Source organism: Laedolimicola sp. (genome assembly GCF_051972735.1).
GTDB classification, from domain to species: Bacteria; Bacillota; Clostridia; order Lachnospirales; family Lachnospiraceae; genus Laedolimicola; species Laedolimicola intestinihominis.
Genome location: NZ_JBOKYU010000022.1, coordinates 24,744 through 38,990 on the forward strand (window position 1 = coordinate 24,744; position 14,247 = coordinate 38,990).

Annotated in this window: 12 protein-coding genes; 4 read left to right on the forward strand and 8 right to left on the reverse strand. The window is 50.8% G+C overall.

Annotated features, from left to right (window positions below):
- Nucleotides 1–14: 14 nt before the first annotated feature.
- The 4 genes from ACTRC3_RS06885 to ACTRC3_RS06900 form a co-directional block, all read right to left on the reverse strand.
- Nucleotides 15–1,949, reverse strand: a complete 1,935-nt coding sequence (locus ACTRC3_RS06885) for an NAD(P)/FAD-dependent oxidoreductase (protein ID WP_440322524.1) — start codon at nt 1,947–1,949, stop codon at nt 15–17.
- Nucleotides 1,950–1,964: 15 nt separating this feature from the next.
- A complete protein-coding gene (locus tag ACTRC3_RS06890) occupies nt 1,965–2,939 on the reverse strand; it encodes a nuclear transport factor 2 family protein (protein ID WP_440322526.1) in 975 nt (324 codons plus the stop codon).
- Between the two features lie 240 nt (nt 2,940–3,179).
- A complete protein-coding gene (locus ACTRC3_RS06895) occupies nt 3,180–3,674 on the reverse strand; it encodes a PTS sugar transporter subunit IIA (RefSeq protein ID WP_440322528.1) in 495 nt (164 codons plus the stop codon).
- A 90-nt stretch (nt 3,675–3,764) separates the two neighbouring features.
- Nucleotides 3,765–4,061, reverse strand: coding sequence for a GNAT family acetyltransferase (locus ACTRC3_RS06900; RefSeq protein ID WP_440322530.1), 297 nt, complete (start codon nt 4,059–4,061; stop codon nt 3,765–3,767).
- A gap of 281 nt (nt 4,062–4,342) precedes the next feature.
- Here ACTRC3_RS06900 and ACTRC3_RS06905 point away from each other — a divergent pair, with 281 nt between their 5' ends.
- Nucleotides 4,343–5,503: an alanyl-tRNA editing protein gene (locus tag ACTRC3_RS06905; RefSeq protein WP_440322532.1), complete on the forward strand. Its 1,161-nt coding sequence runs from the start codon at nt 4,343–4,345 to the stop codon at nt 5,501–5,503.
- Between the two features lie 85 nt (nt 5,504–5,588).
- Complete coding sequence (locus tag ACTRC3_RS06910; RefSeq protein WP_440322533.1) at nt 5,589–6,233, forward strand: hypothetical protein; 645 nt, start codon at nt 5,589–5,591, stop codon at nt 6,231–6,233.
- A gap of 204 nt (nt 6,234–6,437) precedes the next feature.
- Here the strand turns inward: ACTRC3_RS06910 and ACTRC3_RS06915 are convergent, their stop codons facing one another.
- Genes ACTRC3_RS06915 through ACTRC3_RS06925 form a run of 3 tightly spaced genes read right to left on the reverse strand, consistent with a single transcriptional unit; the run spans nt 6,438 to nt 10,306 of the window.
- Nucleotides 6,438–7,961, reverse strand: a complete 1,524-nt coding sequence (locus ACTRC3_RS06915; protein WP_440322535.1) for an ATP-binding protein — start codon at nt 7,959–7,961, stop codon at nt 6,438–6,440.
- 14 nt (nt 7,962–7,975) lie between these two features.
- Nucleotides 7,976–9,301 (reverse strand): vWA domain-containing protein, encoded by a 1,326-nt coding sequence (locus ACTRC3_RS06920; protein WP_440322537.1) that lies wholly within the window; start codon nt 9,299–9,301, stop codon nt 7,976–7,978.
- 9 nt (nt 9,302–9,310) lie between these two features.
- Nucleotides 9,311–10,306: a leucine-rich repeat protein gene (locus tag ACTRC3_RS06925; protein WP_440322538.1), complete on the reverse strand. Its 996-nt coding sequence runs from the start codon at nt 10,304–10,306 to the stop codon at nt 9,311–9,313.
- 243 nt (nt 10,307–10,549) lie between these two features.
- Here ACTRC3_RS06925 and nrdD point away from each other — a divergent pair, with 243 nt between their 5' ends.
- The gene (nrdD, locus tag ACTRC3_RS06930; protein WP_349163460.1) at nt 10,550–12,727 is read left to right on the forward strand and encodes an anaerobic ribonucleoside-triphosphate reductase; all 2,178 of its coding nucleotides are present in this window, start codon (nt 10,550–10,552) and stop codon (nt 12,725–12,727) included.
- A gap of 151 nt (nt 12,728–12,878) precedes the next feature.
- On the forward strand, nt 12,879–13,442 hold the full coding sequence (nrdG, locus tag ACTRC3_RS06935) for an anaerobic ribonucleoside-triphosphate reductase activating protein (RefSeq protein WP_349163459.1): 564 nt from the start codon (nt 12,879–12,881) through the stop codon (nt 13,440–13,442).
- A gap of 504 nt (nt 13,443–13,946) precedes the next feature.
- Here nrdG and ACTRC3_RS06940 read toward each other — a convergent pair.
- Nucleotides 13,947–14,247 (reverse strand): response regulator (locus ACTRC3_RS06940; protein WP_440322540.1); only part of this gene is annotated, 301 nt, incomplete at its 5' end.

Genomic DNA, 14,247 nt, shown 5'->3' on the forward strand with positions numbered 1-14,247 from the left:
TTTCATCCTTTCTCTTAAATCGTAAGTGCCAGCTTTGCAGCCTGATAGATGGCCTGCTTTGCATCCCGGGCTCTCACCGCGTCTCCGGTCACATACACCTCCCGGAAGCTTTTCTTCGCCGCTTCCTCCAGCGGATTATAATTCCGGCAGCCCAGTGACAGTACCAGTGTTGTAAAGCCACCCAGCACAAGCTCCTGTCCGTTTTTTTCTGCCCGGATTCCATCCGGAAGAATTTCGGCAATCTTCGTATCCAGCTGTGCTTTCACCCCGGCTTTTTCCAGACGCTCCATCAGCACGGCCCTCGGACGTTTCGGTGCTTCCTTGGCCAGCTTGTCCACCATATCCACAATGGTAATCCGGTTGTGGTACTGATGCAGGAATTCTGCTGTCTCACAGCCTACCAGGCCACCGCCCAGAATCAGCACATTTTCATCATGTACAACTGTTTTTCCATCCAGAATCTGGTTGGCCAGCAGTATCTTCTCCGGATCAAGTCCCGGAATCCGGGGAACCAGCGGCTGTGAACCGGTAGCCAGAATCACACAGTCCGCTTCCAGTTCTTTCAGTGCGCTCTCCGCCATTTCTGCATTGTAATGATACCGGACCCCATATTTTTTGCCCAGGGTGGTATATGTGAAAATGGCATTTCCCAGATCCTGCTTCTTCGGCGGCACAGCCGCCAGCCGGAAAGCACCGCCGGGTACTGCCTGCTTTTCATACACATCCACCTGGTGTCCCCGCTTTGCCAGAATCCAGGCACATTCCAGTCCGGCGGGGCCTGCGCCGATAATTGCGATCCGTTTTTTTTCCTGTGCCTCGGTAATCTGCCAGCGGTTTTCTTTTCCGCTGAAGGGATTCAGCATACAGGATACGCCGGTGTCATCCTCTTCGCAGCCAGGCTGATAATAGCAGCGCTGCATACAGCCGGTACAGTGGAAGATTTCATCCTCCCGACCTTCCTTCAGCTTCTTTGGAAATTCGCTGTCACAGATGGACTGTCTGCCCAGGGATACCATATCTGCCTGCCCGGAAGCAACGATTTCTCTTGCCAGTACCGGATCGTTGATACGTCCCACTGTAATTACCGGAATATTCACATGTTTTCTGATAATTTCTGCATTCTTTACATTAAAGCCCGGCTCATAATACTGGGGCGCCACCACATTTCCGCCGATACCTGTACCGGTAGACACATGAATCGCATTCACCCCGGCCGCCTCTGCCATGCTGCTGTATAGCAGGGCATCCTCCATTGTATTTCCGGCCTCGATATATTCCTCTGCGCTGATGCGGAACAGCATCGGGAAATCATCCCCGCATTTTTCCCGGATTCCTTTGATAATCAGCCCGGCAAACCGGAACCGGTTTTCATAGGAGCCTCCAAATTCATCCACTCTTTTATTACTGAATTTAGACAGGAACTGGGCAATTAGATAGCCATGGGCTGCATGGACCTCCACTCCGTCATAACCCGCAGCCTTCGCCCGTCTGGCTGCCTCCGTGTAACAGTCTATCAGCTGATATACCTCTTCGTTGGTATATGCCGTTACCTTCTCCAGATAATTGCAGGCTGCGATTGCGGAGGGTCCCTTGGGCGGAACACCGGTCGTCTTTTCCACACACATCATACCAGAATGGTGGAGCTGTGCGAAAATCTTTGCACCTTCTGCATGAACCGCATCGGTCATGCTGCGCAGATTCGGGATAAATTCATCTGACCAGAGGCTAACCTCATTTTTTACACCGATTCCTTCCGGCGAGACAGCCATATAATCCGTAATGATTAAGCCAAATCCACCCTTTGCCCGTGCTGTAAAATATCCGATGGACTGTTCGGTAAATTTGTGTTCCAGGCTTGTAGTTCCCGATTCCATAGCCGGCATCACAAACCGGTTTTTTATCTCCATCTTTCCGATTTTTATCGGTTTAAACAGACATTCGTAATTCATACTGCCACTCCCCGTTCAGTCCTCGTATTCTCCCAGATCCAGGATTCCCAGATAGTAATACAGCTTTGTAATTCTCCAGCTGCCATCTTCCTTCGCAAACTCCACCTCGTATCTTGCGCATGCATATTCGGTGTTGATATTGGACAGTCCAATCTCTACCTCATGGCTCCTCTGTCTGTGACCGGCCATCCGGTAAAGTCTGGCTTTGCATTTATCGCCGTCAATCTCCATGGATTCCAGCTTTGCGGAATGGGTCCAGTAGCGGGAGGGCTGACGATGGTATTTCAGGGTGGTAAGGAAGCCTCTCTTGTCCATGGTTCCCCAGGGTGCCATGTTCACAACTGCATTTTCAGAAATCGCCTCATCCACATGGCTGAAGGCCAGTGTATCGATTCCGTATGCATATCTGGAGAAGCACTCCATTACCTTTTCTTCCTCTGTCAACACGTCCTCTGCTTCGGGAATGCATCTCCAGGGGCTGTCCATCTCTCCCTGAATAACCGGAAGATGTACCCCTACAAACCACTTTGCCTTCGGCTCTTCAAAATACCAGGCATTCTGGAACTCCGGAAAATCTCCGTGGGAATCCACAATATCCATGCGAAGATGGCTGATTTTCCATTCCTCCTCTGTCTTTACCCAGCTGTTGACGAAAAAGCTGCTGAACTCAAAGGTTTTTACTGCATCACCTTCCTGTCTGGAAGCCCTGCAAACGGCAACGGCGCTCTGCTGTGCCTTTTCACCAGCCAGACGGCAGACGTAATTGCAGACTTCGATATGAAACACATCTGTCTTCGGTGTATCCAGGATAAAATTCTTTACACCGTAAAGGCTGTGCTGGCTGCCATCCGCATAATCCTTTGCTGTGCTCAGATTGCATTTTGCATCTGCCAGCACCAGATGCTCCATCCCTTCTGTTTCTCCCTTTTTCCACAGCGTCAGGAAATTTCTGAACTTTGTTTTGATTTCATTGTAATCATTTCTTGGCATTTCATTGTTCCTCCTGTTCGATAGTGATTGTTTTCTTTTCTTTTCACTCATATATTATCACTATCATTCACCGTTTTCAATCATATTTTTTAATTTTGTGAAGTTGTATAATTGAATCCATTCATTTTTGGTAATAATTCCATCTTGACATTCTGAATCTTTTATAAAACGCTCAAAAAGGGATCTGTCCGAAATGTTTCCAGACAGATCCCTTTTATTTTATTAAGAAATGATACCTGCTTACTTCCGCTTCATACGGAACAGGACATCACCCTTTGCACATGCTCCCTTTTCTGCCGCCTTCTCAAACGCATATTCATCCATATTAGTCAGGAAAATCGGCGTTACTACATCATATCTCGCTTTTTTTATCTCATCAAACTCTACCGTTCCCAGGACATCTCCCTTTTTCACGCTCTGACCGCTCTGGGCCTGGATGTGAAAGTATTTTCCGTTCAGCTCCACCGTATCAAGCCCTATATGCATCAGGATTTCCGCTCCATCCTCCGTACGGAAGGCAATGGCATGGGCGGTATCAAATACCATCTCCACGGTACCATCTACCGGCGAGCACACCGTATCTTCGCCGGGAATCACAGCCACTCCGTCTCCTAGTACCTTGGAAGCAAAGGTTTCATCCTTTACCTCTTCCAGCGGAACAATCTCCCCCGCAAAGGGCGATACCACACATGCATCTTCCTTTTTACCAAATCCCAGTTTCTTTAATAATGACATTTTTCTTCTCCTTTGTGTTTCATAATTGATATCTGTCATTATAATCGTTTTTTATATATATTTCAAGCGTTTTTGATTGTTTTCGCTTATTTACACCCAGCTGGCATTCTTCGCCTCTGTCCAGCGCTCCTGCCGGGCCTCGTACTGCTCGTTCAGCCAGGCGATGGCCTGCTGAAAGCCCTCGTCTGTGAAAGAAAACTCCCTGGCCTCCTTCTGGTCCTCGGGGGTCTTTTCAAAGCAATATGGTTCCGGATAAATCACTGCCTCCAGCGTCTTTTTATCCTCTTCCTCTTTCTTCCGCAGCCGGTAACGCATACCCTCATAGCTTCCGGTATAGACGCCCCGGTTGATATAGGGGAGGCCTGCCTGGCCGTGTAAATCTATCATAAAATAACTTCCTTTCTGGTTTTCATATCTTTTCCGATGATTTCTTTGAAATTATAGCACAGTTCCCTTTTCTCCTCAATGCGCATTTTCTCAGCTGTCGCCCACAGATAACTGAAAACTGCCAACATCCGCTTAAAATATCCCTGTCCAAAACTGTGATAAAATGTTATACTGAAAGCGTTGTTTCCTGACATGAAAATTTTATCTGAATTTCAACACCGGAATCAACGGTTTCCTTACATAAGATATGATTTCATTTCGACAACAGGAGGTTTTACACCATGACAGACCGTTTATATTATGAAGACAGCCACCTGACCGAGTTCCCGGCGATGGTGACTGCCTGCGAGCAGGAAAAGGATTACTGGAAGGTGACGCTCGACCAGACCGCATTTTTTCCGGAAGGCGGAGGACAGGTCGGGGATACCGGGCATCTGGGTGAAATTGAAGTGTTCGATACCCATGAGAAAAATGGAGAAATCTGGCATTATACCCGGCAGCCCCTGGAAGTCGGCGCAGAGGTAAAAGGCGTCCTGGACTGGGAAAAACGCTTTTCCCGGATGCAGCAGCATTCCGGTGAGCATATCGTCTCCGGTCTTATCCATACCCGCTTCGGCTACGACAACGTGGGCTTCCATCTGGGAGAGGAAGAAGTCACCATGGACTTCAATGGCCCGATTACCAAAGAGGAGCTTTTAGAAATTGAGACTGCTGCCAACCAGGTGGTCTTCGGTAATGTACCGATTCAGATCTCCTATCCCAGCAAAGAAGAACTGGCTGTTCTCGATTACCGGAGCAAAATCGAGATCGAAGGACAGGTGCGTATCGTCACCATTCCCGATATCGACGTCTGCGCCTGCTGCGCGCCCCATGTGAATACCACCGGAGAGATCGGCCTGATTAAGCTTACGAATGTACAGTCCCACCGGGGCGGCGTCCGGGTCAATCTCCTGGCCGGAGATCGGGCGCTTCGCGACTACCGGGAAAAAGAGACCAGCGTGAAGGCTGTTTCCGTGCTGCTCTCCGCCAAAGAGGTGGTGGTAGCTGACGCGGTAGAACGCCTGAAGCAGGAGAATTTCCGCCTCACCGGACAGTTGATGGCGCTGAATAAGACGTTGATTCAGAATAAGGCTGCTTCCGTAGCCGAAGGAACCACCAATCCCATATTTTTCGAGGATAACCTGGATGCGGATACCAGCCGGGAATTCGTAAACCTCTTATCCGCCCGCTGCAGCGGCATCGCCTGTCTCTTCATCGGAAATGATGAGAGCGGCTACCGCTACATCTTCGGAAGCAAGACCGAGGATACCCGGCCCCTCTGCAAGGCCCTGAACGGGCAGTTCGGCGGAAAGGGCGGCGGAAAGCCCGAGATGGTGCAGGGATCGCTCTCCGGCACCCAGGAAGAGCTGATGGGCGCAGTAGAAACTTTTCTGCGCAGCTAGGTAATGACTGCTATTTGCGTCTCTATGCGCGCCTCGGACGACGGCTCCTATCCTTTGCCGTCAAATACCATATAAGGAGAATTTTATGATGTCCCTATACAAGGATGTACAGAAAGCGGCAGCCCGCAAGCAGGGCGTCGATGTGAAAGAACCCGCGGAGGTGACCATGTCCAATATTCTGGACGGCCCCATCAAGAGACCGGACGAGTCCAAGCTTTTCAAGACCGTAGAAGAACGCTGCGCCGACGCCAGGAGCACAGCCATGACACTGCTTCTGGTGGGCGTACTGGGCCTGGCGGCCATGATACTCGCCATCACCGGTTCCCTTCAGCTTCCCTTACCGAAAATCGCGCCTTACAGTATGAGTGTGCTGTTTCTGGCTTTTATCGGAGTGGCTGTGGCACAGATTCAAAAGTCGAAGAAGATTCTGACCGAAGGATCTGCGGAGCATGCGCGGATCAAGAATATTAAGAAGTGGTTTGAGACGGAGGGCATCGCTGCTCCGGAGATCGCAGAATTGCCGGTGACGGTACCGGTCAATGAACTGGAGTCGCTTTATCGGAAAAAGTATGAAGCTATCAAAGAAGTGCTTCATAAGCAGTTTTCTGAAGAAAATATGAAGCTGTTAGATAAGCTGGCAGCGGACTTTTCCGAGGATGCGCGAATTGACGCCATGCTGGAGGAGCAGGTGCGGATCGAAGCGGCGGTGCGCGACAAACGGACTTCCTAAGAAAGGGGCTACTTAAGACGGACGGCAGAAAAAGGAGTTTCCACGCTCGGGCGCAATTAGGCCCTCCTTAGGAAATCTCCTTTTTCCGCCTGTTGGTTGGATGGGAAGCCTCTCGGAAGGCCATTTAGATGGGTTACGCTCGTGCGCAGCCCTTTTTGTTTTCAATTGCGAACGCACGGGAAATGGAATTTCCCTAACTGACTTCTACTTCAGTCTTGCGATCTCGTCTCGTATCTCACGATCACTCTCATTAAAAAGCAATCTCTTATTATAACGTTCATAACGCTCACAGTCCGTAGTCTGCAAAAAAGCCACCGCGGCTTCGGACATGTTAAGGCCGGTCAGGAAGATGACCATTTCCTGGCTGTCGCCGAAGGCGGCTTCCAGAAAGTCAAAGGCGTGTTCAAGGACCGCGCTGCCGCTTTCCTGCTCACCGGCATAGCGGGCCCGCTGCTCACCGAAAAGACGGCGTAGAATCTCGAAGGCTGCAGATCCATCTTCGGGATGTTCGGCTTTCAATGTGTTCTCATAGGACAACAGAGTTTCTTCCAGACGCAGGAGACGTTTCTCCTCATCCTTGGTCAGGAGCTCTGCCTCTTTTTTCTGCTGCCGTTTTTCTTCCACTGTATCTCGCAGATTTTCAAGAACCTTTGGAATCCCTTCGCCGTCTGCCGCGAAGTTTTCTGCGTTCAGCACGGAGCCCGCTGTTTTCATCTGGGCGAATAGAGCTTCGGTGAAGCGTTCTTGTTCCCGAACTTTTCGCAGGCGTTCGATGCAGCCGGACAGCAGCAGATTTACCACGCTCAGCCGCTCGTCAAAGGAGGCATGGGACAGCTTTTTCAGGGTTGTCTCCCGGATCGTACCGCCCAGGATTTCCTCTATCTGATAATCACTCTCATATTTCCGGTAGAGTTCCAGATAATTGGCGAATTCTCCGGCAATTTTGTCATGCTGGAGATACTGGCGCACCACATCCTTATCCGCCTTCTTTCCCAGCTTTTCATAGACCTCTAACAGGCGGGACAGATCCTCCCAGCCACGGGGCGTGGCGAAGCGGCGGCCGTCCACGGTGCTTTCCATCTGATAAAAATGGGCGGGACGGGCGTCCAGATAGGAAATCACCGCCGGATGGATCCGGGACTGTACCGCGTATTCCCGCCATACGCCATAATCCGGCTCCACTTCAATCTTCTTCACACGGTCCAGGGTAACCACGTCAAACTCCCGGACGGATTTGTTGTACTCGGGCGGGTTGCCTGCGGCTACAATGACCCAGCCCTCGGGAATTGGGTGATTGCCGAAGGTCTTACACTGGAGGAACTGGAGCATGGCCGGGGCCAGGGTCTCGGAGACACAATTGATCTCGTCGATGAAGAGAATGCCTTCCTTCAACCCCGTTTTCTTCATTTTTTCATAGATGGAGACCACGATTTCACTCATGGTGTATTCGGTGACGGCTTTTTTCTGACCGCCAAATTCCATTTCCGAGATAAAGGGCAGACCGATGGCGCTCTGACGCGTATGGTGGGTGATGGTGTAGGCCACCAGGCCCACGCCGCACTCTCTGGCTACCTGCTCCATGATCTGAGTCTTGCCGATACCTGGCGCGCCCAGCAACAGAACCGGGCGCTGGCGCACGGTGGGGATGACGTAGTCGCCGTATTCATCTTTTAAAAGGTACGCCTCGATGGCGTCCTTGATCTCCTGTTTTGCTCTCTTGATGTTCATTTTTTCTCCTTCTTTTATCTGTTTTCCAGATCGCTCTCCTGCAGTATCAGCTTAATCGCCCACGCCGGCACATCCACGTCCCGGTAATGGTTCTGCACAAAGATAAACGCGGTTTCATAGGGTGGCATTTTCACCGGAAACACCCCATAGCCATCCGTAAAGTACAGAAGCCCCCGCAGCCGCCAGAATTTCTTCTTCGCCAGCTGCTCCTCCACATAGGTAAAGGCCGGGCGGAAATCCGTACCGCCTCCGCCCAGGATCGTGAAATGCTCCATGTACTCTTTCAGCGCCTCCTGGCTCTCGATGAGCACGTCGGACTGGACCCGCTCGTCACACTGGAGGATGTGGATCCGCATGCGCCTGAAGAAATTCTCCGTCTGGGAGAGCACGTCGTAGGTCTCTTCCAGAAACCGCTTTACCAGCCCCTCCTTGCAGGACATGGACGTGTCAATAACGATGACGAACTCTTCGATTTTCCGCACCTCGCTGGTCTCCAGCGGCTCGATCAGCGGCATATTCCCATACATTTCCATTCCGTAGTGGTAGAAAATGTAATCAAAGCTGTCCGGATCGATCTGCATCTCCTCATGGAGCACCGTAAATTTTCGCAGGAATTCCTTGTAGTCATAACGGGAGCGGTTGCTGACCCGCAGCTGCTCCTTCAGCTCACCTTCCCCCTCCGAGGCCTCGTTGGAGAAAAGCATCACCTCTGTCTCCATCCGTTCCCGGATATCATCCCATTTTTTCCGGTTGGAATTCGGATTTTTCGGGCCGTTCTTCGAATCCTGCTCCCAGAGACTGTGGTCGTCCAGCCGGAACTCCATCTGCCAGCGGCTGATTTCCGCCTCCACAAGCGTTTCCTCTATAAATTTATAAATTCCTTCCGCAGTCAGCACCGGCAGCTTTTCCCGCAGTCTCGCATACACACTTTTCCGGAATGCTCCTGAGGAAATATGGACGCATTTCAGATAGAGGCTATCAATCAGGGCTTCCGTAGCCACGTCGCAGGCCAGGTTCCACAGTCTCTCATCCCGCCCTTTCCGATCAAAGGGATGGCAGAACAGGCAATGAAGAATTCCATGCAGATAGAGCCTGGTGCAGGCCGCCCGCCCCCGCTGCTCATAGAGTGACAGCAGCCCATCCGGGAAATAGTACAGCGCTCCGCCATCGGTTCCGGCTGGCGACGCCGTGCCCGGGGCCAGGGCCAGATTGCCCAGAGCCAGATCCAGATAGCGCAGCTTCAGATACAGCTCGTTTCTGGACTGGTTCAGGATCCGGGCCGCCAGCTCCTCCTTTTTCAACTGCGCCTTTTGCTCTTCCAATATCGCGCTTTTTATCATGATGCCCTCCTACAGCTCAAACCGATCCAGGAACGACTGTTTTTTTGTATGCCCTGAAGCGCCCAGTCGATCCTGCAGATACGCCACGCCCTCCGGAAATCCGTCCGCCGCCGCGATGGCCGTCTGTGAAAGCAGGCCATCATCCGGTTTTCCGTGTTCGGTCAGCCACATGAGCGTGTCCAGATCCCGATGCTCCACTGCCTTTTCAAAGGCCTGCACAAGATGTCCGTTAAGCCAGCTCTCATAATCCTCCCGGCGATCCTCCGACAGACCCACCGGGTACTGAAGCCGGTCCAGGGTCATTTCCAATACCGTATCAAAATCTTCTTCCGCCTTCGCCATATAGTAGCAGGCATCGTAGGCCCGGAAATCCAGTTTCTTCATATAGAAGCTGTTGCGGAAATTCATACCGCTGCCGTGCATGTGGGTCATGAGAATCCGGGCCGGGGTGTTCTCCACGCTCTCCTCAAAGAATTCCGGAAACAAAAGCTTCGCCCGGAGCTGTCCTTCTACTGTGACGGCCATTTTTTCCGGCACCTCAATGAGAATTTCCTTCAGGCAGGATGTTTCCGTCTCATCCAACGTCACATTCAGCCGCCGCAGATGGTGACAGCCGGTAAACAGGCCCGCCCCCAAATCTTTCAGACTGCTGTGGAAATGTAGCTCCGATAGTGCGTTACAATTATAGAAGGCATACGCTCCGATTTTACGAAGGCCCTCCGGCAGGCGGACTGTTTCCACCTGCATCCCCTGAAGCCCCGGGACCGTCTCCGCATCCGGTTCGGATACTTCCTGTTCTCCCGTTTCGGGATTCCATATTTTTACAGTTCTATTTCCAAGCTCATGCCAAAACTGTTCCCGATCCATATGGGCGGAAAAAGCATAGGCTCCCAGTTCCGTCACCGGATGGCCGTCAATTTCGGACGGAATTTCCGCCTCATTTCCAAAATCATAACAGCGGCGCACCACCGCGCACCCGTTTTTTATCTCGTAGGCAAACCTCATTTTCTGCCTTTGTCTCCTTTTGTCAGTCTTCTTTTTTCGCAAAGCCCTTATGCTCTTGCATCATACCATAAACTTTCTGTTATTTCCAGAAAGAATGTGTAAATAGCAAAGAATTCCTGTATATTTTCACGCATGTATACAACAATATATAGTAAATCATCATTGACACCACTACTATATCTTGTTACAATAAACTTGTCGCTAATTTTGATTACAATTTTTATCATAGAGGGAGTGTAGCACATGAAAATCATTAAACGAAGCGGAGCAGAGGTTGAATTTGATCCTCACAAGATCGTCGTTGCGGTCTCCAAGGCCAATGACAGCGTCGTTCCCAGCGCCCGGATGACCCCGGTTCAGATTAAGCGAATCGCCGAAGACGTGGAGAGCGCGGCGCTGAATATCAAGCGTTCCTTAAGCGTGGAGGAAATTCAGGATATGGTCGAGGATCAGATCATGAATCAGCGCGCCTTTGACGTGGCGAGACAGTACATCACCTACCGCTATACCCGCGCCCTGGTGCGGAAGTCCAACACCACGGACGAGCAGATCTTAAGCCTGATTGAATGTAATAATGAGGAAGTCAAGCAGGAGAATTCCAATAAGAACCCCACTGTCAACAGCGTACAGCGCGACTATATGGCAGGCGAGGTCAGCAAGGATATCACCCGCCGTATTCTGCTTCCGCCGGATATCGTGGAGGCCCATCAGGAGGGCATCATCCATTTTCACGACGCGGATTATTTTGCCCAGCATATGCACAACTGTGATCTGGTCAATCTGGAGGATATGCTGCAGAATGGTACCGTTATCAGCGGTACTCTTATCGAGAAGCCCCACAGCTTCTCCACTGCCTGCAACATCGCCACACAGATCATTGCCCAGGTAGCTTCCTGTCAGTACGGCGGCCAGAGTATTTCCCTGACCCATCTGGCTCCCTTCGTGGATATCAGCCGGAAGAAGATCCGCCGTCAGGTGGCCGATGAGCTGCACTCCATCCGCGAGGCTGTGACCCAGGAGGAGATCGATTTCATTACCGAGAAGCGTCTGCGGGAAGAGGTTAAAAACGGCGTACAGATGATTCAGTATCAGGTTGTCACGCTGATGACCACCAACGGACAGGCTCCTTTCGTCACCGTCTTCATGTATCTGAACGAAGCAAAGAACGAACAGGAAAAGAAGGATCTGGCTCTTATTATAGAAGAGACTCTGCGCCAGCGTTATCAGGGCGTGAAAAATGAAAAGGGCGTCTGGATCACCCCGGCCTTCCCGAAGCTGATCTACGTGCTGGAGGATGACAATATCCACGACGAGGACCCCTACTACTATCTGACGAAGCTGGCTGCCAAATGTACCGCCAAGCGCATGGTTCCGGATTATATTTCCGAGAAAATCATGTTCCAGAACAAAGTGGACAAGAACGGCGAGGGCCACTGCTACACCTGCATGGGCTGCCGCAGCTTCCTGACCCCCTATGTGGATGAGAACGGCAAGCCGAAGTACTACGGCCGCTTTAATCAGGGCGTGGTTACGGTAAATCTGGTAGATATCGGACTTTCCGCCGAAGGCGATCTGAATAAGTTCTGGGAGATCTTCGACGACCGTATGGAGCTTTGTCACCGGGCTCTCCAGTGCCGTCACGAGCGTCTGAGCGGTACCGTATCCGACGCGGCTCCGATTCTGTGGCAGCACGGCGCTCTGCTCCGTCTGGAGAAGGGCGAAACCATCGACAAATATCTCCACGGCGGTTACTCCACCCTGTCTTTGGGCTACGCAGGCCTCTGGGAGTGCGTATACAGCCTGAACGGCAAGAAGCTCACAGAGCCGGAAGGCGAGGAGCTGGGCCTGGAGATTATGAAGAAGCTCAACGAGTACACGGCCAAATGGAAAGCAGCTGAAAATATCGACTACTCCCTGTACGGTACTCCGCTGGAAAGCACCACCTACAAGTTTGCCAAATGTCTGCAGAAGCGTTTCGGTATCGTAAAGGGTGTAACGGATCGCAACTACATTACGAACAGCTATCACGTACATGTGACCGAGAAGATCGACGCCTTTGACAAGCTGGCGCTGGAATCCAAGTTCCAGGCACTGTCGCCGGGCGGAGCTATCTCCTATGTGGAGGTTCCGAACATGCAGAATAACCTGGAGGCTGTTCTGTCCGTCATGAAGTTTATCTACAACAACATCATGTACGCAGAGCTGAATACCAAGAGTGATTACTGCCAGGTATGCGGCTATGACGGAGAGATTGAGATCAAGGAAGACGAGCACGGCAAGCTCATCTGGACCTGCCCCAACTGCGGCAACACCGACCAGAATAAGCTGAACGTGGCACGCCGTACCTGCGGCTACATCGGCACTCAGTTCTGGAATCAGGGAAGAACCCAGGAGATCAAAGAGCGTGTGCTGCACCTGTAACATAAAATTCGACTAAAATACAACGGCTTCCGGCATAAGCCGGAAGTCGTTTTGTTACAAATATCCGTAAGGAGCTGCCGTGGCAGCCCTGAAGATGAACCTTCACGAATTATAAGTTGTCATTTTTCCTGTCAGAAGGGAGATTTATCACATGAATTACGCAGTCATCAAGAAAAATGATATCGCCAATGGTCCCGGCATCCGCGTATCCCTCTTTGTCAGCGGCTGCCGTCACCACTGCAAAAACTGCTTCAACTATGAAGCCTGGGATTTTTCCTTTGGCCAGCCCTTCACCGAGGCCGTCATGGATGAGATTCTGGAGGCTCTGGCCCCTGCTTACGTGGCCGGATTATCCTTTCTGGGCGGCGAACCCTTTGAGCCTGAGAATCAGGAAGGTCTGCTTGTACTGGCCCGCCGCTTTAAGGAACGCTTTCCTGAAAAGAATCTCTGGTGCTACACCGGCTTTTCCTTTGAACGCGACCTGCTGACCGGTTCCGTCGGCGATCCGGCTGTCGCCCGGGATCTGCTCTCTCTCATCGACGTGCTGGTGGACGGGAAATACGTGGAAGAGGAGCACGACGCTTCTCTCCTGTTCCGTGGCTCCGCCAATCAGAATATCATCGACGTCCCCGCCTCTCTGAAAGCCGGACACATGGTACTTCTGCCGGGCGTCTGGCAGCGGAAAATGGGTAGCGGAAACATCCATGAGGATTAGTTTTTAATTTTTTTAATATACCGTACCGTCTCAGCCAGTTCCTTTCTGGAATTGTGCTTCGGCTCATAATCCTTGCAGGAATAGCGGTTTTTGATTATTTGTACGGATCACGTTCTATATGCATGCTTGCTTCTGTTTGCGGCGAAAGAGGTCAAAAACATAATTTATGTTTTCCGTCGGTATGGATGATTTTATCTAATCTTGACAATATCATTGATATATTCTGCTTGCCCGCACTTCAAAAAATTTATGATGTTCCGGATTCGGTTTGCTTCTATAATGGTATGTAATGCGTTCACTCCGGGAAATCATCATACTGCTTCAGATTCATTTTTTTACGTTGGTTCCGGCACTCAAATGGAGAATTTCAAAGGAACCGGTATTTAATTCAACATAATAGACAGCCGTGGAATCTGCAGACATCTTATCCAGAAGTTGTCTTTTGTCATAACAAAACCCTCTCTATGTTTCCTAGCTGCTTTTCCCATGCATCCAGGAAGGCAATTACAGCCAGTTTTCCAGAACATCATTCAGCTTATTCATATCCAGCGGTTTCGCGATATGTCCATTCATGCCTGTATTTTTGGCCAGCTGTACATCTTCTGCAAAAGCATTGGCAGTCATAGCTATAATCGGTATGCATGCTTTATCCTTATCTGGCAAATTTCTGATTGTCCGTGTTGCTTTATAACCGTCCATTTGCGGCATCTGGATATCCATGAGGATCATATCATATGTGCCTGCCGGCATTTTCATCATTCTGTTTACACACTGAATGCCATCCTCAACACGTTCTATTTTAAGT